At 70.1% G+C, this 19,519-nt stretch carries 10 protein-coding genes; 8 read left to right on the plus strand and 2 right to left on the minus strand.

The annotated features are described in order from the left end of the window. Nucleotides 1-28 precede the first annotated feature (28 nt). From ACTT8P_RS14440 to ACTT8P_RS14460, 5 genes are all read left to right on the plus strand, one after another. Complete coding sequence (locus tag ACTT8P_RS14440) at nt 29-6,526, plus strand: RHS repeat-associated core domain-containing protein (protein ID WP_442832023.1); 6,498 nt, start codon at nt 29-31, stop codon at nt 6,524-6,526. Nucleotides 6,527-6,571: 45 nt separating this feature from the next. Next, nucleotides 6,572-7,417, plus strand: coding sequence for a hypothetical protein (locus tag ACTT8P_RS14445; protein ID WP_442832024.1), 846 nt, complete (start codon nt 6,572-6,574; stop codon nt 7,415-7,417). An 8-nt stretch (nt 7,418-7,425) separates the two neighbouring features. After that, nucleotides 7,426-8,070, plus strand: a complete 645-nt coding sequence (locus tag ACTT8P_RS14450) for a hypothetical protein (protein WP_442832025.1) — start codon at nt 7,426-7,428, stop codon at nt 8,068-8,070. Between the two features lie 2 nt (nt 8,071-8,072). Further along, nucleotides 8,073-8,588 (plus strand): hypothetical protein, encoded by a 516-nt coding sequence (locus tag ACTT8P_RS14455; protein ID WP_442832026.1) that lies wholly within the window; start codon nt 8,073-8,075, stop codon nt 8,586-8,588. A 1,275-nt stretch (nt 8,589-9,863) separates the two neighbouring features. Then, nucleotides 9,864-11,897, plus strand: coding sequence for a hypothetical protein (locus ACTT8P_RS14460; protein ID WP_442832027.1), 2,034 nt, complete (start codon nt 9,864-9,866; stop codon nt 11,895-11,897). A 176-nt stretch (nt 11,898-12,073) separates the two neighbouring features. Here the strand turns inward: ACTT8P_RS14460 and ACTT8P_RS14465 are convergent, their stop codons facing one another. Further along, entirely contained in the window at nt 12,074-13,819 is a 1,746-nt protein-coding gene (locus ACTT8P_RS14465; RefSeq protein ID WP_442832028.1) for a translation initiation factor 2, read from the minus strand. 101 nt (nt 13,820-13,920) lie between these two features. On the opposite strand from ACTT8P_RS14465, the gene ACTT8P_RS14470 reads away from it, so the two are divergent. The 3 genes from ACTT8P_RS14470 (at nt 13,921) to ACTT8P_RS14480 (ending at nt 17,513) form a co-directional block, all read left to right on the plus strand. Beyond that, nucleotides 13,921-14,376, plus strand: a complete 456-nt coding sequence (locus ACTT8P_RS14470; RefSeq protein WP_442832029.1) for a hypothetical protein — start codon at nt 13,921-13,923, stop codon at nt 14,374-14,376. 83 nt (nt 14,377-14,459) lie between these two features. Continuing rightward, nucleotides 14,460-14,888, plus strand: coding sequence for a hypothetical protein (locus ACTT8P_RS14475; RefSeq protein ID WP_442832030.1), 429 nt, complete (start codon nt 14,460-14,462; stop codon nt 14,886-14,888). Between the two features lie 96 nt (nt 14,889-14,984). Then, on the plus strand, nt 14,985-17,513 hold the full coding sequence (locus tag ACTT8P_RS14480) for an NB-ARC domain-containing protein (protein WP_442832031.1): 2,529 nt from the start codon (nt 14,985-14,987) through the stop codon (nt 17,511-17,513). A gap of 138 nt (nt 17,514-17,651) precedes the next feature. Here the strand turns inward: ACTT8P_RS14480 and ACTT8P_RS14485 are convergent, their stop codons facing one another. Beyond that, nucleotides 17,652-19,379, minus strand: coding sequence for a hypothetical protein (locus tag ACTT8P_RS14485; protein ID WP_442832032.1), 1,728 nt, complete (start codon nt 19,377-19,379; stop codon nt 17,652-17,654). Nucleotides 19,380-19,519: the final 140 nt, after the last annotated feature.

Genomic DNA, 19,519 nt, shown 5'->3' on the forward strand with positions numbered 1-19,519 from the left:
GGGGTATGTCGTGAACACCGGTTCGAGAATGGTTCGTTGGCTGCGCGCCAGACGTGCGGGGATCGTGGTGACGCTGGCGGTCGCGCTGGCCACCGGCGCGCTGCCCGCAGTGCAGCCCGCGCAGGCGGCGAGTGGCGGTCTGGGCCGACCGGACCTGCCCGAGCAGCGGGACAGTGATGTCCGCGCGGTCACAGGACTCGGCGCGAAGAAGGCCCGCTCGGCTGTCGCCGCGGCGCGCGAGAGGAACTCTGTCCAGGCTCGCCGGGCCACGGCTGAGCAGATCTCGGCCTGGCCGAAGCCGGCCCGGACGACCGTCGCCGTCCCTGGCAGCCGGTCGGGCCGCGCGACGACGAATGCGGGCGGGCTGCCGGTTACGGTCGCCCGGGGCAGCGCCGCCAACGTGGCCGCCGGCGATGCGACGATCCGCGTGCTGGACCGCAGGTCCACCGCCGCCGCGGGCATCAAGGGCGTACTGCTCACCGTGTCCGCCACACAGCCGGGCCGGGCCCGGCTCACGATGGACTACTCGGGGTTCGCGTCGGCGTATGGGGGTGGGTGGTCGGGGCGGCTTGGTTTGATGCGGTTGCCTGCCTGTGCCGTGACCACGCCCGAGAAGGCGGGTTGCCGTACCGGTATCCCAATGTCCTCGGACAACGACGTCAGCGAGCAAACCGTCTCCGCCGACGTACCGATGGCCGCAAACGCCACCGTCCTCGCCCTCACCGCTACCTCCCCGAGTTCCTCCTCCGGTGCCGGCACCTACGCCGCGACCCCGCTCTCCTCTTCCTCGACCTGGGAGGCGGGCGGCAGCGCCGGTTCGTTCACATGGTCGTACCCGATGAGCGTGCCTCCCGCCGCCGCGGGCCCCGCGCCCTCGCTGCAGTTGTCGTACGACTCGGGAAGCATCGACGGCCGCACGGCTTCCACGAACAACCAGACGACCCAGATCGGCGAGGGCTTCGACCTGTCGGCGAGCTCCTACGTCGAGCGGTCGTACGGCAGCTGCGACAAAGACGGCCAGGACGACAAGCACGACCTGTGCTGGAAGTACGACAATGCCTCGCTCGTCCTCGAAGGCAAGTCCAGCGAACTGGTCAAGGATGACACCACCGGTGTCTGGCGACTGGCCAACGACGACGCGTCCACCGTCACCCGCTCCACCGGTGCCGACAACGGCGATGGCAATGGCGAGTACTGGACGGTGACGACTGGTGACGGCACCAAGTACGTCTTCGGCCTGAACAAGCTCACCGGCGCCGGCACTGAACGCACCGACTCCGTGTGGACCGTGCCTGTCTACGGCGACGACTCCGGCGAACCCGGCTATGACCAGGGCTCCGCCTTCGCTGACCGTGCCACCACTCAGGCCTGGCGCTGGAACCTCGACTACGTCGAGGACACCAGCGGCAACGCGGCGACCTATTGGTACACCACGGAGACCAATGCCTACGGCAAGAACGGCGCCTCCACCGCGACCACCGAGTACACCCGCGGCGGCTACCTCAACAAGATCCTCTATGGCCAGAACAAGGACACCCTGTTCACTGGCGTCACCTCCGACAAGGTCACCTTCACCTACGAGGAGCGCTGCACCGCCGCGAACTGCGACGAACTGAAGGACTCCACTGCGCCGAACTGGCCCGACGTGCCCTACGACGCGATCTGTAAGAAGGACGCCGACTGCGACGCGCACAGCCCGGCCTTCTTCACCCGCAAGCGGCTCACCCAGGTCGACACCTGGGCCTGGTCGGCGACCACGAGCGCCTTGATTCCCGTCGACACTTGGGCGTTCACCCAGCAATACCTCGACGGCGGCGACATCGGCGACAGCACCGACCAGACCCTTACTCTCAAGAGCATTAAGCGGACCGGCAGGAACGGCACCGCGATCTCCCTCGACCCGATCACCTTCACCTACCAGATGCGGGAGAACCGGGTCGACGCCACCGACGACATCCTGCCGCTGTCCCGCCCCCGCATGGAGAGCATCACCTCGGAGACCGGTTCCATTACCCGAGTCACCCTCTCCGAGCCGGAGTGCGTGCGCGGCTCCGACATGCCGGCCGCCGAGGACGACAACGCCAAGTCCTGCTACCCCCAGTACTGGGGCATCAATGGCGCGAGCGAGTCGAGTATCGACTGGTTCCACAAGTACAGGGTCCTCGCAGTCACCGTCTCCGACCCCACCGGTCACAACGACGCGGTGGAGACCTCCTACAGCTATTCCGGCCCGGCCTGGCGCTACAACGAGAACCCGCTGGTATCGGCAGACGAGCGCACCTGGTCCATCTGGCGCGGCTACGGAATGGTGACCACGACCAAGGGTGCCGGCGCCTCCGCGACCAAGACCGTCTCCTTGTACCGGCAGGGCATGAACGGTGACCGACTCCTGGGCTCCGACGGCAAGCTGGACCCCGACTCCCGCCGCACGGCGACCGTCAAGGGCATGGACTTCACCGGTCTCGACGTGCCCGACCAGACGGACACCGAGCAGTACTCCGGCATGCTGCGCGAGCAGATCTCCTACAACGACACGACCCCGGTGGCCGTTACCGTCAACGATCCCTGGTCGAAGAAGACCGCCACCCAGCACAAGTCGTACGCCGACAGCGAGGCCTACTACGTCCGCACCGCCAAGACCTACACCCACACCTATCTGACGGCCACGTCCAGCTGGCGCACCCGCTCCGTCGCCACTACGTACGACGACTACGGCATGGCCGCCACCGTCGACGATGCCGGTGACACGGCCAAGAGCGGTGACGAGTCCTGCACCCGGACCTGGTATGCCCGCAACGACTCGGTCGGTATCAACTCCCTGGTGTCGCGCACCCGTTCGGTTGCCCGCGCGTGCTCGGTCGACGAGGCATCGCTGTCACTGCCCACCTCGTCCGCTACCCGCGGAGACGTCCTGTCGGACACCGCGAGCTACTACGACAACACGTCCGCGATCGCGTGGAGCGCGAGCCAGACCCCCACCAAGGGCCTCAAGACCTGGGCCGGCCGGGCCTCCGCCTACCCGGCCACCGCGACGGGCGGCGAGCGCAGCCCGACCGCCTGGCAGACCACCAGCACCAGCGGCTTCGACGGCCTGGGCAGGGTGGTGAGCACCACCGACGCCGGCAAGAACACCACGACCGTCGCCTATACGCCCACCACCGCCGGGCCGCTGACCCGGATGGTCGTGACCAACCCCAAGACGCAGAAGTCATATACCTACCACGACCCGGCGAGCGGCCAGATCACCAAGGTCTACGACGTCAACACCAAACTGACCGAGACAGCGTACGACGCCCTCGGCCGCACCACCGCCGTCTGGCTGCCGAACCGCTCCCACTCCGGGGGGCAGAGCGCCAGCTATACCTATGACTACTCAGTGAGCGCCGACAAACCGTCCTGGACCTCGACCGCCACGCTCAAGGCGGACGGCGACACCTACAACTCCACCTACACTGTCTACGACTCGCTGCTGCGCACCCTGCAGACCCAGTCACCCACCGCGCTCGGCGGCCGGCTGCTGACCGACACCCGCTACGACAACCGGGGCCTGGTCTACGAGACGTACGCGGACATCTTCGACCAGGACCACACGCCGACCGGCACCTACACCCGCGCCGAGTACGGCGAGTCCCCCAAGCAGACCGAGACCGCCTTCGACGCGGCCGGCCGCCCCACCGCCAGCGTCCTCTACGTCTACGGCGTCAAGCGCTGGTCGACCACCACCAGCTACACCGGTGACTCCACCGCAGTCACCGCCCTGTCCGGTGGCTCTGCTACTCGCGACATCACCGACGCACTCGGCCGTACAGTGGAGCGCCGCGAGTACGCCGGCACCGCCACCTCCGACACCGACTACGGCGCGAGCAGCGGCGCTCCCTACACCAGTACAAAGTTCACCTACACACTCGACGGCAAGCAGTCCACGGTGACCGGGCCAGACGAGGCCAAGTGGAGCTACGACTACGACCTCTATGGCCGCCAGGCCGCCGTCACCGACCCCGACAAGGGCACGACGCGCACCGAATACACCGTCCTGGACCAAGTGGCCAAGGTCTCCGACTCCCGCAACACCTCCCTGCTCTACGAGTACGACGTGCTCGGCCGTAAGACGGGAGAATGGAGTGGGTCCAAGACGGACGCCAACAAGCTGACCGCCTGGGCGTACGACACCCTCTACAAGGGCCAACTGGACTCCACCACCCGCTACGTGGGCGGCGTGACTGGCTCGGCCTACACCAAGAAGATCACCGCCTACGACGCCAACTATCACGCGGTCAGCAATCAGCTGGTGCTGCCGGCGAACGACGCCCTGGTCACCTCCGGCGCGGTGAAGGACACGCTGAACTTCTCGACTTACTACAACATCGACGGTACCCAGCAGTACATCGACGAACCGGCCGCCGGAGGCCTCGCGGCCGAGAAGATCTCCTCTGAATACAACGGGATCGGCCTGCCCACAAACCTCTCCGGCGCCAGCGGCTACGTGCTCGGCGTCAGCTACTCCGCCCTGGGCCAGACCGAACAGCTCACCCTGGGCACCTCCGCCGCGACCGGCACCAAGAAGGCGTATCTCACCAATACCTATGAGGAGGGAACGGGCCGGCTCACCCAGGCGGTGCTGACCGATCAGACCCACGGCTACGAGCTCCAGGAGCTCAACTACACCTACGACGACACCGGCAACGTCACCTCCATCAAGGACCCGACGACGCTGGGCGGCACCTCGGCGGCGGACAACCAGTGCTTCGCCTACGACGGCCACCGCCGGCTGACCGAGGCCTGGACACCGGCCAATGGCGACTGCACGGCGACCCGGACCACCTCGGGGCTGGGAGGGCCGAGCGCGTACTGGACGTCGTACACCTACACGGACTCCGGCCTGCGTGCGACGGAGACCACGCACACGACAGCCGCCACCTCGACGAAGACCTATTGCTACAGCGTCACCCAGCCGCACGCTTTGAGCGCCACCACCACAGGGGCTTCCTGCACCGGGGTCACCCCCGTCTACGGCTATGACACCGCAGGCAACACCACCAGCCGCCCTGACGGCAGCGCCACTCAGTCGCTCACCTGGTCGCCCGAGGGCAAGCTCGCCGAGTTGAAGGAGGGAGCCGCCACCACCGGCTACGTCTACGACGCCGACGGCAACTTGCTCATCCGCCGCAACGCGTCCGGTGAGACCGTCCTCTACTTGGGCACGACCGAGGTCCACCTGGACAACACCACCGGCAAGTACTGGGCACAGCGCTACTACGGCTTCGATGGCAACGCGGTTGCCCTGCGCAGTAACAAGTCCGGCACTGACACCCTGTGCTGGCTCGCCGCCGACCAGCACGGCACCTCAAGCATCGCGCTCAACGCCTCGACACAGGTCGTCACCAAGCGCTACACCACACCCTTCGGCGCAGCGCGCGCCGGCGGCACCGGCAGCTGGCCCGACGACAAGGCGTTCCTCGGCAAGACGGCGGACGCGAACACGGGCCTGACCCATATCGGCGCCCGTGAGTACGACCCGACGACGGGCCGGTTCATCAGCGCCGACCCGCTCCTGGAGACCGACAAGCCGCAGACCCTCAACGGCTACACCTATGCCGCCAACAACCCGGTGTCGTTCTCCGATCCGAGCGGCGAGCAGCTTATCGAGTGCGCGCAGGGCCTGATCGAGTGCCGGGGCGGGATGCCGGTCAGCCACCACAAGAAGGCGTCCTCCTCATCTCCCTCGTCCTCCTCCAGTGGCGGAAGCAGCAAAAGTGGCAAGACGGTTGTCCGCAACGGGGGCCAGAGCAATGTCGGCTCCGCTTGCGCCCTGACCTTCCACATGAGCGGCCATGACGCCGCCGTCTGCCAGTCCGGTTATGCGGCACAGGTGTGGGCCATGGAGATGAAGGTCGAGGGCTACGTCACCGTGGACGTCGGCGACGGCGGTACCACCGCCAACTCCATCCCGGGGGCGAGTGGCAACAACACCGGCAACGACGGCGCCGCCGACGTCATCCTGTGGACGAAGGACAAGGTGTACATCTGGGAGGTCAAGCCGGGCAATGAGTACGGCAAGACCGACGGGCCCAAAGATCTGACGAGATACGTCGAGGGCATGCAGGACTACCTGGATGACGAGGGCGACGACCGGGCTGTGGAGCGTGGCTCCGGCCTTCTGTCGGGCCGGGCGGCGTCCCGCGAGGGCATCGTCAACGTATGGTCCAAGGCGGAGTACCCCGGCATGCGCTTCTACGGGCGTCAGAAGCGTGACACCCCTACGCCCAAGCCCGGACCAAGCCCCATTCCCAGGCCCAGCGCGAACACCGCGGCACCGGTCGAGGAGCCCGCACCGGGAACGGTCGACGCCCCGGCCCTGGAACCGGCGCCGGGCCCGACCGGAGTTGCGTCGTCCGGTGGTGCGGCAGGTGGCTTCGAGATCTCACCGGGCGCGCAGAAGGCCGGAGCGGGAGCGGTCGTCTTCACCGGCGTACTGTTCACGGTCGGGTTCATCTTCAACGGCCTGACCGGCGGTGCGTTCGCCTAGCGGGGCGGCAAGTAGGCTCAGAAACGACCGTTTGGGGAGGAAGCTGTGATCGAGGACGACGGCCTTGTCAAGAACGTAACCATCTGGGCCACGCTCGACGAACAGGTGCCCGGGCCGCGAGGCGAGCTCGTTGTCCATTGGTTCCGGACAGCGATCGACTTTTTCTTCTCCGATGAGGCGAAAGAAGCCAGCGACTCGTACGCGGTCGTTGCGGAGTCCCTCAGAGGTGGGCGGGATATCAAACTCAAGGATGTCCGGAAGAACTGGTCGGCGCTCGCCAAAGAGCTCTGTTCGCATCCGTTCTACGCCCGTGTCGGTTTCCATGAGCCCCTGGTCGGTGAAGAGGAATGGGCTGACGATCTCGGGCGTATCGGCAGCCAGCACAAGGGCCGCGGGGGTACGCATACCGAACTGTCCGCGTTCCTTCCGGGAGGAGATCGGATCGCCGACCCAGTCTTCTGCGCAGGCCTGCTCGACTTCCTGGCCACTGCCCTTGACAGTGCCAACCCAGTGTTCGCGCGCGTGGACCATCGCAACTTCCACGACACACCGGATCTGGAGGCGGCTCTGCGCCGGACCCACCGCAGATATCTCCTCGAGTCCCGCACCTACCTACGCGGCTACTCCTGGGTCACCGGCGTGCCCGGCGAACTCGCCGCTCGCCTCGGCGGCGCCTCGCGTCTCGCGGCCACGGGCGTCTTTCACGCCGTACGAGAACTGCGCGGTGGCGGCCTGCTGTTGCAGGCGACCGAGACGCTCGCCGGGTACGACGACCGGGCGATGCGTGGGGTCTTCCAGGCACTCGCACCGGTCCTGCCGCCGGGCATCCCGGAGGACGACCCCGCGCGCGAGAGCCTCCGTGTGGTGTTCGAGGACGCGAGCGGGGTCTGAGCGGGAGCATGAATTCCCTGGACACCCTCGTCAAGCAGCACGTGGCTCCGGTCATGAAGGCGGCCGGGTTCGCGAAGAAGGGCAGAATCTTCCGACGGGCCGCACCGAACGGGGATCACGCCTTCCTGCACATCGACGCGGACGCCGTCGATCCCGACAAGTTCGTCTTCGAAGTGAGCTTCTGGATGGTGCCCCTGCCGAGCTGGGAGTTCGCGTACCGGGACGTGCCGAATCCCACCGCGCCCAACGCGAGCGGCGCCCTCGCCACCTGCAAGGTGATCCCGCCGGACGCAGCCGCCCACCAGCCCCACGAGGAAGGATACTTCCGCAGCCGGTGGGCGTTCGTGGAACCGGATACGCGTGACCTGTGCGGCCAGGAGCTGGCGCGCGTGCTCACCGAGGAGGCGATCCCGCGGATGGTACGGCTGCTGGACCGCCGGACGCTGCTGGACGACATCAGGACGAATCCGAACGGCGAACTGGTACGGCTCCGTGACGCGGTCACGAGCGAGATCCTCCTGCGCATCGACGACGACCCTGTCGCGGACGTCGAGGCCCTGCTGTACAAGGCCGAGGCCGATGACGAGTGGGCGCTGCCCTTCGTCACCTGGGCCCGCGAACGACTCGCCCGCCGCGCCGCGAAGGAGACCTGACCATGGGCTTCTGGGGCTCCTACGTCGTGTGCCACAGCGAAACCCCCCTCGACGACCTTCATGCCGTCGTCGAGCGGCACGACGGGATCGACGAGCACGAACACCGCCCGGGTGGCTGGCAGATCGGCCGCTACCCGGGTCCCGAACTCGCCGACACCGGGAGGGAGTGGCTCGCCGAGCTGACCGAGGAGACGGGCGCGCCGGCGCTGACCGGGTTCGTGCTGGACAGCGACACCGTCTTCGTCGAGGGGTTCTCCGTCAAGGGCGGCCACTGGTGTGCCTGTCTGGCTCGGGAGGCCGCCGAGGCCTACTGCGACGACGATGACGAGGATTTCCACGCCGAGTTCCCGCCCCCGGAGGAGGCCGTACAGGCCGCTGTCAACTGGGCGAGGGAGGCTGGCCTCGTACCTGATCCGTCTGGCCTTCTGGAGGTGTTCGCTGTGGAGGACACCGACTTCGCGGAGGAGCTGTTCTTCCGGTTGTTGGACCTGCTGGGCATCGGGCTGGCTGAGAGATAAAGCCGTCGAGTAACCGCCGCGCACGCCAGAGCGAGTGTCGGAACGTCGGCGAAGGAACCCTACCTGCACCGGAGTCGTTGTTGGCGCAAAAGATTCCTGGCCAAAGGGCCGTCCTGCGTCCTCGGAGACGCCTGCTCAGGCGTTACCAAGGTGAGCGACATGGACGTCTGTATTGACCGTGACCTGTGGAGATTCGACAACGCACGTGAGTAGGTGCCGAGGTGCAGCATGGATGCCCTGGGGTGGCCGGCCGGTGGCCGGACGCCTTTGGATGGTGCAGCATCGGGTGGCACTGGTCAACCTGTTGCATGTGCTCTGATCAGGCACAACGTCACCACGCGGCACGACGGAACACTACGCAACACGATCCCTCACGGTCTCGTAATGCGTAGGTCTCGGGTTCGAATCCCGAAGGCGGCTTATGGAGAACCCCAGGTCACTCTTCTGACCTGGGGTTTCTCGTTTTGATCACCTTGCGATTCGGGCCAATCGGGCTTTCTGTGCATCGCATTGCGCAGGTCTGAGGTTTGCGGTCGGTGGCGATTCTGCTCTGTAGGGCTTTGAGCTGGCCTTTTTTCTTTCCGCAGTCGCTTGAGGCTGAGCGTGTCGAAGAAGTGCCGGTCGGGTCGGCCGTCCTCCGTCTCGAAAGGCTCATGCCGGTGGTCCGTAAGGGCCCGAGCCGCGTTCCGCAGCGCGTCGTGTGTCTCGCCCGGCCCGGAACACCCTCCGGGCGGCCCCCTCCTTACGGGCGCCTGCGTGCCGGAGCCCGGCACGCGTTGCCGGGACTTCCCAGTCGTCTGAGCGTTGCCGATCCGCTGACGCAGTCGCGGGAGACGATCCGTTCGCCAGTCGGCAACCGGCGGACTGCCGAGGAAAAGGGATGGACAGTGTGGTGGAAGGGGGAGCACATCGATCGACGTGAAGGTGTCGCTGATCACCCAACTTTCCCCGTCAGGAGTCACAACCGGCGGCCCGCCCGGGCACCGGAGATCGGCAGCCGTATCGCGCAGCCTCGCCCGTTGGCGAGGGAGGAAGGCAATGGGTGGTGGGGTTCGCGTCGGAACGGTGTGCGGCCGTACGGGAGTTGAGTGCGCGACACTAGCGGGCATCGGCGCGAGCGCGAGCGACGGCATCCGTCCGCGTACCGCCCTCGTACCGCCCTCGTCGAGAATTCTGTCGGGAATTCTAGAGTGTCCGGTTGTAAGGCGCGGACGGCTGGGGGGTATGGATGCGTGGGTGGTTGAGCCCGAGGGTGAGAGTTGTGGAAGGGGTCGCATGAGGGTGGAACTTCCGCCGGAACCGGCGTACTTCGTCGACCGTGATGAGCAGCGGGAGCGGGTGTCGCGTGCGGTGCGGGAGTGGCAGGGCCGTTCCAGGCCGTTGGTCGTGGCGCTCAGCGGGCCGGGTGGCATCGGCAAGACCGAGTTGGCCCAGCTGATCGCCCGTGTGCACCGCGACCGTTTCCCCGGTGGCGTCCTGGCGGTCGATCTGGACGACTTCCGGCTGGGCGGCGTGCTCGACCCCGGTGACGCGCTGGCCCAGCTGCTGGAGTCCCTCGACGTGGAGCCGCAACTCGTTGCCGCCCAGTTCAAGGCGCGGTGCCGGCAGTACTGGAACATGACGTCCGACGCGAAGCTGATCCTGGTCGTGGACAACGCGCGGTACGCCTCGGAGGTCGTCCCGCTTCTTCCCGCGTCCGGGGAAAGCCTGGTGATCGTCACCAGCCACGGTCCGCTGCACGATCTGGAGGACGGCGCCGCCATCGACCTGACGCTGCCGCCCCTGGAGGAGCGGGAGGCCACGGAACTGCTGGGGCTCATCGTCCAGGATCCCCGACTGGCCACCGATCCGGAGGCGGTGCGGATGCTGGTGCGGTTGTGCGAAGGCCTGCCGGCGGCCCTGCATGTCGCCGGGCGGTGGGTGCGAGGGCACCGGCTGCGCCCGCTCTCCCGCCTGATCCCGCAGCTACGGGGTGAGCTGGAGGAGAAAGGTGTGCCCGATGTGGAGCGCGTCTGGGACACCGTGTACGGCAGTCTGTCCCGCCAGGGGAGGTCGCTCTACCGCTTGCTGCCGCACCATCCCTCAGCGGCCTTCACAGTGGAGTCCGCCACCGCGCTGCTGGGGCTGGGCCAAGAGGCGTGCGAGGAAGCACTTGAGGACCTGCACCGTGCCGGGTTACTCGACCTGCGCTCCCTGACCGGAGCGGGAGACGGGCGGATCCGGCTGCCGGGTCCGTTGCGCGGGCACGCGCTGCGCCGGTCACGTCAGGACGCGGCGGAAGACGAGGTGGGCCAGGCTCAGACCCGAGTGCTGCGCTGGATGGTGCGGCAGGCCCAGCGGGCGGACCGGTTCTGTGCCGGCCGGCGACTGCTCGTCTCACCGGAGTACGGTGCCGTGCCCGGCGCACCGGACGTGCCGCTGGAGGATCCCGATCAGGCGGTGGACGACGCGGCTCGGACCGAGCGGGCGGAAGCCGCCTCGCGCTGGCTGTACGGGGAACGCCACACGCTGTTCGCCGCCGTCCGGATGGCCCACGAGCGGGGGCTGGACGCCGAGGCGGTGGCGCTGTCCGAGCCGGTGTGGACGTACGCGCTCGACCATCCGAACCAGTCCGACGTGATCGGGGCCCTCCGGCTCGCCGTGGCCTCCGCCGTCCGGCACGGCGGGAACGCGGCGTGGCTCGTCCGGACGCGATGCCAGCTCGCACGCCCTTTGTGGGAGGCGGGCCTGCTGCGCGAGGCCCAGCGTGAACTCGACAGTGCCGAAGCCGTTCTCGGGCTGCTGGGGGACAGCGCACGGGACCGCAAGCTCGGCGCCTCGCTGATCGAGTTCCGGGGAATGCTCAAAAGCGCGGGCGGCGACTGGCAGTCGGCCGCGACCGACTTCGCCCGGTCGCGCGACATGCACCTGGCGATCCCGAACCCCTATGGAGCCATGCTCCAGACCTACCGGCTGGGGGAGGCCAGGGCGGCGCTGGGCGACCTGGAGACGGCGTACGCCTTGCTGTCCGAGGCACGTGCCCAGGCGGTGGAGCTGCGCCGCGAGCGGATGACGCGGCGTACGGGCTTCGCGCTCGCCGGAGTTCTGTGCGGGCTCGGCCGTACGGAAGAGGCACGGCCGCTGTACGAGCAGTCGCTGCGGGGTGCTCACGGACGGGGTTCCGGCTTCGACCAGGCACGCGTTCACGACGCGATGACCGTACTGGCCGAGACCGAGGGGCGGGATGCCGAAGCCGCGGAACACCGTGCGGCATCCCGTGCCATCCGGCGGCGTAACGGGCTCGACGACGAGGAGGGCGGGACAGCCTGACCGCGCTGCGCCGAGCGGCGATCCGAAGGGTTGGCGTCCGGCGGAGAACCGCTCCGCCCGCCGGACCGTCGGACGGTGACGGCGTGTTCGGTCAAGAGGCCGAATCTGCCGTGCCTCTGGGACAGTCCCGGAAATGAGCATGCTGTTGCCCGTGCGGAAGGAGTGGGCGGCGGTGTTCAGACCGGCTGCGCAGCCTCCGCGTCGGAGACCGGGCGGATCAGGACACGGAAGTCCCGGGCTCCGATGTGGCAGACCAGGTGCAGCGGAAGGCGCGGGCGGGCGGTCCGGGCGAGCAGCCAGGCATGCGCGGCCGACGCGACGGCGGCCGGGTCGGCACGGGCGATTCGGCCGTCTCCGTCGTCCTTTGGCCCGGTCTGGAGGAGGTAGGGCCGGGCGTGTCCGCGGACTCTGAGAAGGCACATCCCTGAGGGCAGGATCGCCGCGGCCGAGCGGCAACCCGGGTACGTGGACAAGGCGTACCGTGCCCATCCGTCCGCGGTCCAGGCCAGCTCCGCCTGAGTGGCGGAGGTTCGGACGGGATGGCGGTACAACAGGCCGGCGGAGCGGGTCAGGTTCTCGTCCGCGGCACCGTACTCCACGGCGAGATGGTGCCCCGGCAGGGCGATGCCGACGGGGCGCCGCGCGATGCGTACGCCCTCCGTGGTGAGCTCGGCGTGGACGTCGAACCCCGTGGGCGAGCGGTCGGCGGGCCGTGGGGAGGGCAGCGGTCTGAGCGGGCAGCCGGGACCCGGTGGGGTGAGGTCCAGGAGGGCGTACAGCTCGGTTCGCAGCCGGTTCAGCCCGTCGCCCTGATACGCGAACGCCGCGTCGGCCGCCTCGAGTCCGGCTCCGGGACGGTACGCCCGCAAGGCGTCCGCTACTGCTTCGGCGGGCCCCAGCCGGGGTATCCGGCGCAGGAGCGTGTGCATCGGGCTGTCCGCGATCAGCTCGGCGCCGCCCTGGTACGAGCTCACCACAGGACGGTCTGCGACAGCGCAGTAGTACAGGGCGGCAGACCCGTGGTCGGTGATCAGTGCGTCCGCCGCGATCAGGACCGAGGCCCACTCCCCGTGTGGAGCGGCGAGGATCATTCCCGCGTCGAGCGCGGGTGCCAACATCTCGGTCAGCTCGAACGTCCCGAGCCGACTGCGCTCGTTGGGATGTACTACCAGGGCCAACTGGTACTCGTCGTGGGGCAGATGAGCGGCGAGCCGGGCGGGCAGGTCGGGGCGTTGGCGCAGGAGGGACTCGCGTCCCCAGGTCGAGACGAGCACAAGCAGCGTGCGGGGGCCGGTCTTGAGTGCTGCCCGATATTGGTCACGCAGCGGGCGCGAGGCGAGGGCGCGGTCCAGCGTGGGGTCCCCGATCACCTTCGCCCGGCGGGCAGCATGCGCGTCGTCGACGGCGAGCCGGGCCACCTGGCTCGGGTGGGCGAGGGCGTGCAGGGCTATCGGAGCAGCGCTGTCACGGAGGAGCAGCGCGGGGTCGAGTCCGGACGCGGAGTCGGCGCCTTCCCCGGGGATCGACTTGTTGTATCCGGCCCCGTGCGGCAACAGCACGTGTCTGCCGCTAAGCAAGGGGAGGTCGCCCTTCGGGCTCGACGTGAGCACCAGGTCGTAGGTGGTCGCGCAGGCCTCGGCCCAAGGAACCGTCCGGCCGCCGACGGCCTCGATGGCAGCGAGGGCATCGACCCCGAAGTCGGAGCCGGGGACCAGTGTGAACAGACGAGTGATCCGGTCGTCGCCGGAGAAGGCGGGCACGACATCGAGCAGCCGGTACAGGGCCACCGCCGACCGTGCGGCAAGCAGCACCGCCCGTCGCCCGTCGCCCGTCGCCCAACTATTTATTGTAGTTGGTGAGTTCGGGGAAAGCCTGGTGTTTTCGCTGATCGGGGTGGGTTCGGATGCGTCGTCCGGCGGCATGACCCGATGGTACCGATCGTGACATCGGTGCTCGAAGTGACGCATGAGGCGTAAGCAGCGGTGCCTTGTCGAGTTCCGTGGGAGATCAGGAGGATGGCGACATGAGTGAGTGGGCAACCACGCTGATTGCCGCGGGATCGGCGATCGCCGGCGGCATCGTCACGGGTTGGTACACCCGAAGTGCTGGCATCCGACAAGCCGCGGCGGCCCGTCATGCAGGTGAGCGACAGGCTGACGCGCTGCTCGCATCGGTCCGGATGACCCTTCAGGGCGAGGCGGCACAGCGGGCCCTTGCACTCCGGCGACAGATTTACGCGGAGTTCCTCGGAGCCGCAGAGGCCAGGATTCTGGCCGAGCGCACGGGGCGGGGACAGCGCGACGACGAAGCCGTGCTGCAACGGGCTCTCGGCGGGGTCGTCCTGGAAGGGCCGGCCGAGGTCGTCGCCGCAGCCAGCCGTCTCGTTGACTGTTTCCGGCGCCATGAGGCGCCGGACGATCTGCACCGGGAGAAGCTGGCCTTCGTGGCGGAGGCGCAGCGGGCTGCGCACAGTGGATGACCGCGGGCTCCGGCGGGTCGCGGACCCGGGCTGCGGGCTGAGCAGCCGCTCGTTCTCCTGCTCTTCGGGTAGGACCCCAGGATGTGGCGCAGTTCGCCGTGGCCTGCCAGCCGGTGCCGCCCAGGGTGCCGCAGGGCCTCGGCGGACCGCTCGCACGGCCACAGCGTTCTGCGGGGGTGGCACGCATGGGCCTGTCTTCGCTCGCCCTCGGCCAGTGCCACGACATCGATCTCATACTGCTGTCTGCCGGCCGGGTCGTTCACGACGGTGCTGCCGACTTCGCCGATGGCGCCGCCGGGAGCGCGTGCCGAGGCGTGGCGGGATGTCCATTCGCGGGCGAGCGGCAGGACGGCGACGGTGGCGAGTGGACGACCGTCATCCAGGAGGCAGCCCGCGCGGGTGACCAACCGTCCCGCGTCCTCGCCGTCGATGCCGTCGATGCCGTCGATGCCATCGGGGCCATCGGGGCCATCGGGGCCCATGAGCCCGGAGATCCGGAGATCCGGAGGTGAGAGCGGTGTGCCGCGTGCCGTGGTGGGCAATGGGGGTGGATCTCTCTGCGGTGGGTGCCCGGCGGCTCACTGGAGCCGGGACACGAAGGGGGTTGCGTGGAAGCCGAGTTGGCGGCGCTTGCCGCGTCCGGGGCCACGGCGTTCGTGGGGTTGTTGGTGTCGGAGGCGTTCGAGCAGGCGAAGGGGCGGCTGGCCCGGTTCCTGGGGCGGCGGGCCGGGGACGGGGCGGCCGCGGAAGAGCTCCGGGCGGACCGGGAGGAGCTGGTCCGGGCCCGCGCGGTGGGGGACGGACGTACCGAGGAGGACGTACGGGACCGGTGGCAGGGGCGGCTGGCAGCGGTCTTCCGGGAGGATCCCGAGGCGGTTACGGAGCTGGCGGGGCTGGTGGCCGAGGTGGCGCCGGAGGCGTCGCGGAGCTTCGTGAGCCTGGTCAGCGGCGGGGTGAACTACGGGCCGGCTTTTCAGGGGTCGCACATCCACGGGGGGATCGTCTTCAACGTCCCGGCCCCGCCGGCCCAGTCGTCCGCGCCGGAGCGGCCGGAGCGGCCGGACCAGGTCCCGGCCGTCACCGTCCCGTTCAGCAACCGGACGGCCGAACTCGCCGTGCTGGACCAGGCACTGGGGGCGGGGGCGCGCGGGCGCGTCGGCATCGGCGTACTCGAAGGGCTGCCCGGGGTCGGCAAGTCGACCACGGCCTGGCGGTGGGCGGAGCGGGCGCCTCGGGAGCGGTTCCCGGACGGGCAGCTCTACGTGGATTTCGCCGCCCTGCGGGATCAGACCGCGGCGTCGGGCGGCGTCGGCGCCGACGTGTCCGAGGCGCTGGCCATCTGTCTGCGGTCGCTGCCCGGCGGTGACCAGGGCATCCCGGACTCGGTGGCGGCGCGGACCAATCTGTTCCGGTCCCGTTCGGCGAATCTGCGGCTGCTGCTCGTGCTGGACGACGTGAACCAGCCCGCGCAGGTGCGGGCGCTGATCCCCAAGGGGGCGGGCAGCGCGGTACTGGTCACCAGCCAGGGGCGGCTCGCCGAGCTGGCGCTGGACGCCGGGGCCCGGCTGATCCCGGTCCGGCCGCTGGACGCGCGGGGCGGGCTCGAGCTGCTGCGGGACCGGTGCGGTGCGGAGGTGGTGGCGGCCGAGCGGGCGGCGGCCGAGCGGCTGGTGGAACTGTGCGGCGGGCTGCCGGTGGCTCTTCAGGTGGTGGCGGCGCGGCTGGTCACCGGGGACGGGCCGAGCCTGACGGTGCTGGCCGAGGAACTGGCGGACGAGGCCGGCCGGCTGGCCGGTCTGGCGCTGTTCGGAGAGGAGTCGCCGGTGTCGGCTGTCCTGGGTCCCTCCTACCGGCTGCTGCCGCCGCCGGCCGCACGGCTCTACCGGCTGCTGGGCTGGCTGCCGGTCGGTGTCTTCGACGCGGGCGTGGCCGCGGTCGCCGCCGGCCTGGACCCGGGGAGCGCGAAGCGGCTGCTCGGGGTGCTGGCCAAGGCCAGTCTCGTCGAGACGATGCGGGACGGGCGTTACCGCATGCACGACCTGGTCCGGCTGGACGCGCGGGAGCGCGCGACGCGGGAGGAGGCGGCGGGCGCGTACGCGGCGCTGACCGAGCGGGTGGGCACGCACTATCTCGTCCTCACCGCGTTCGCCGACCGGGCGCTGCGCGCGGACCGGCTGCGGGTCGCCGTACTGTCCGGGCTGCTGAACCGGGCCGACGATCCGTTCGCCGCGCCCGGCGGGCCGTCCCCGCTGGAGTGGCTGGACGCCGAGCGCCCGGCCATCCTCGCCGTCCTGCGCGCGGCCGGTGCGCACGGGCTGCATGGACTGGTGTGGCAGCTGGCCGAGGCGTTCACCGCCCTGTTCCTGCACCGCCGTTACCTCGGCGCCTGGCAGGAGTCGCTGGAACTGGGCATCGCGGCGGCCGCGGCGGCCGCGGCGGCAGCGGACAGCGCCGAGGAGGTCGCGCGGGCCACGGCGGCCGAGGCGCGGCTGCGCAGCCTGCTCTCGCGTCCGCTGCTCGACCTCGGCGACGACACCCGGGCGGGCCGGGAACTGGAACGGGCGGCCGCCCTCGCCGAGGTGGCCGGGAACCTCTTCGTCCACGCGTCCGTACTGGAGTTCCTCGGACGGTTCCAGGACCGGTTCCCGGACCGCTATGAGCCCGGCCGCGCCGTCGAGACCCTGCGCCGCTGCCTCGAACTCAACGAACGGATCGGGGAAGCGCGCGGCGCGGCGCTCGCGGCGTTCTTCCTCGGGTGCGCGCTGGACGCCCGTGGCGATCACACCGAGGCCCTGCGCACGCTGCGCCGGGCCCGGCAGGACCTGGTGGACCTGGCGCAGCCGGACCGGCGGATGGCGGCCCGCGTGAGCGCGGCCATCGGCGGCGTACACGCGCGGCTCGGGGCGACCGAGGAGGCGGTCCGGGAACTGCGGGACGCGGTGCGGGAGCTGGAGGAGCAGGGCGCGGGGCACTACGCGGCGCAGGCGCTGGAGCAGTTGGCCGATGTCGTGGAGCGGGTGGGAGGCCAGGGGGACGTGGTGCGTGAGTATCTGGAACGGGCGCACGTGATCTACGCGGCGAACGGCGATCCTCGGGCGGAGAGCGTGCTGCGGAGGGTGGAGCAGTTTGACGGGTGACGGGTGACGGGTGACGGGTGAGGGGCGACGGGCGAGGGGTCACGAGTGACGTGGTCCGGGTCCGGGTTCGGAAGGCGGAAGTGTTTGCGGCGATACGGGGGCTGTTCGCGGTCGGGGGCCGCGGGCGGCGGTACGTGGCTACGTGCGCGGCGCTCGCGGTGCTTCCGAGCGCAGTCGCAGGGTCGCGTCCTCGTCGCGCAGGGTGCCGATCCGTAGCGTTGCCCGGGTGTCTTCGAGGGGGAGGCCGGCGCGCAGGCAGGCGTAGACGAGCGCGGTCGGCAGGCCGGGGTCCAGTGGCGGGCCGGTGACCGTGACCTCTACGGTCCGGCCGTCCCGGAGGCCGGCCAGGCAGCCGCCGCCGCGGACGGCCGAGGCCGCGAGCAGGCTGCCGGGGAGCCGGGCGAGAGTGTCCTCGATCCAGCGCCTGGCCTCGACGGCGGTGTGCGCCGGGCGGCTGCGCAGGAGTACGGAGGCGCTCTCGGTCAGCCGCCGGTCGCGTTCGTCGTCCGTGCAGGCCAGGTGGGTGACGGGGGTGGGCGAGCCGTCGGGGTGGGCTGGGCCGTACGCGGCGACGGCGGCCGGGGTGCGGTGCACGGTGACGGCCGGGTCGCCCGCGACTTCGGAGAGGAGCACCTCGGTGGTCACCTGCCAGGAGGTGACGGGAGCGGCGGGGGGATCGGGGACCGGCAGTACCAGGGAGCGCGGGGGCGGGGCGGCGGGTTCGGGGAGTCCGATCAGGTGGTACAGCGCGGTGCGGAGCCGGGCGAGGGCGTGTCCGGGGTCGGCGAAGGCCCGCTCGGCGATCGCGGCGTACTGGTGCGGGATGTGCTCGGCCACGGCCTGCCGCACCTGCTCGAGCAGATTTCCGCGCGTGTCGAGCCGGGGGGCCACGGCGGCCAGGGCGTGCACGGCGGTGCCGGGCACCGCGTCGTCGCCGAACGCGGCCAGCCGTACGGGGATGCCGGTCGCCGCGCCGTACAGCGTCACCGAGCCGTGGTCGCCCAGGACGACGGTCGAGGCGACGAGTGCGGGGCGCCAGGCGTGCACGGCGGGGATCAGCAGCAGGCCCGCGTCCAGGGCGGAGGCCAGCAGGGTACGGATCTGCCAGGTGCCGTGGGCGGACCAGACGTTGGGGTGGATGATGGCGCCGACCCGGTACTCGTCACAGGGCAGTTGGGCGAGCAGGCGGGGGAGCAGGCCGGGGTGGCGGCCCAGCAGCGAGGTGGGGCCCCAGGTGGAACTGACCATGACCAGGTGCTGGTGCTCCGCGATCCCGAGGGCCGCCCGGTACGCCGCTCGGTGCGGGCGGCTGGCGACCAGTTCGTCGTAGCAGGGGTCGCCGACCAGCAGGGTGTGCCCGGCGGCCTTCGGGTGGACGGCGAGCAGTTGCTCCTCCTGCGCCGGGTGCGAGACCGCCAGCCAGGCGCGTCCGCTCTCCAGCAGGGAGTCCGGTACGGCACCGGAGAGCCGCTCGCGGGGGCTGCGGGAGTCGGGCACGAGTTTCTGGAAGCCGATGCCGTGCGGCAGGACGAGCACCGGGCAGTCGCCTTCGGGGACGTCGATGTTCTCGCTGGCGGAGAGGATGAGGTCGGGGGAGATGTGCCCCAGCTGGTCCCAGGGCATGACCCGGCAGCCGGCCGCGTGCAGCAGGTCGAGGACGCCGGAGTCGAAGGCGGACGTGGGGTCGTGGGCGAAGACGACGGTGATCCGGGGGTCGTCGCGCAGCAGGGACGGCAGCGTTTCGAGGACGCGCACGGTGGAGGTGACCGTGCGGGCGGCGACCACGAGGGTGCGGTCGCCCTGGAACGTGCTCCAGCGGTGGGCGTCCCGGCCCACCGGGACGCGGAGCGGCCGGCTACCGGACAAGGCGGCCGCCTCTAACAAACCCGGCCCCTCTGCCGCTCCCTCCGCCAGCCCCCCTGCCGGTCAGCGGCTCGCGGCTCGCGGCTCGCGGCTCGCGGCTCGCGGCTCGCGGCTCGCGGCTCGCGGCTCGCGGCTCGCGGCTC

This window comes from Streptomyces sp. JW3 (assembly GCF_052216785.1).
Lineage (GTDB): Bacteria > Actinomycetota > Actinomycetes > Streptomycetales > Streptomycetaceae > Streptomyces.

Excerpts from the sequence above, each read along its gene's own strand:
- ACTT8P_RS14440 (WP_442832023.1), top strand. The coding sequence starts at position 29 with ATGGTTCGTTGGCTGCGCGCCAGACGTGCGGGGATCGTGGTGACGCTG.
- ACTT8P_RS14450 (WP_442832025.1), top strand. The coding sequence starts at position 7,426 with ATGAATTCCCTGGACACCCTCGTCAAGCAGCACGTGGCTCCGGTCATG.
- ACTT8P_RS14455 (WP_442832026.1), top strand. The coding sequence starts at position 8,073 with ATGGGCTTCTGGGGCTCCTACGTCGTGTGCCACAGCGAAACCCCCCTC.
- ACTT8P_RS14460 (WP_442832027.1), top strand. The coding sequence starts at position 9,864 with ATGAGGGTGGAACTTCCGCCGGAACCGGCGTACTTCGTCGACCGTGAT.
- ACTT8P_RS14465 (WP_442832028.1), bottom strand. The coding sequence starts at position 13,819 with ATGCCGCCGGACGACGCATCCGAACCCACCCCGATCAGCGAAAACACC.
- ACTT8P_RS14470 (WP_442832029.1), top strand. The coding sequence starts at position 13,921 with ATGAGTGAGTGGGCAACCACGCTGATTGCCGCGGGATCGGCGATCGCC.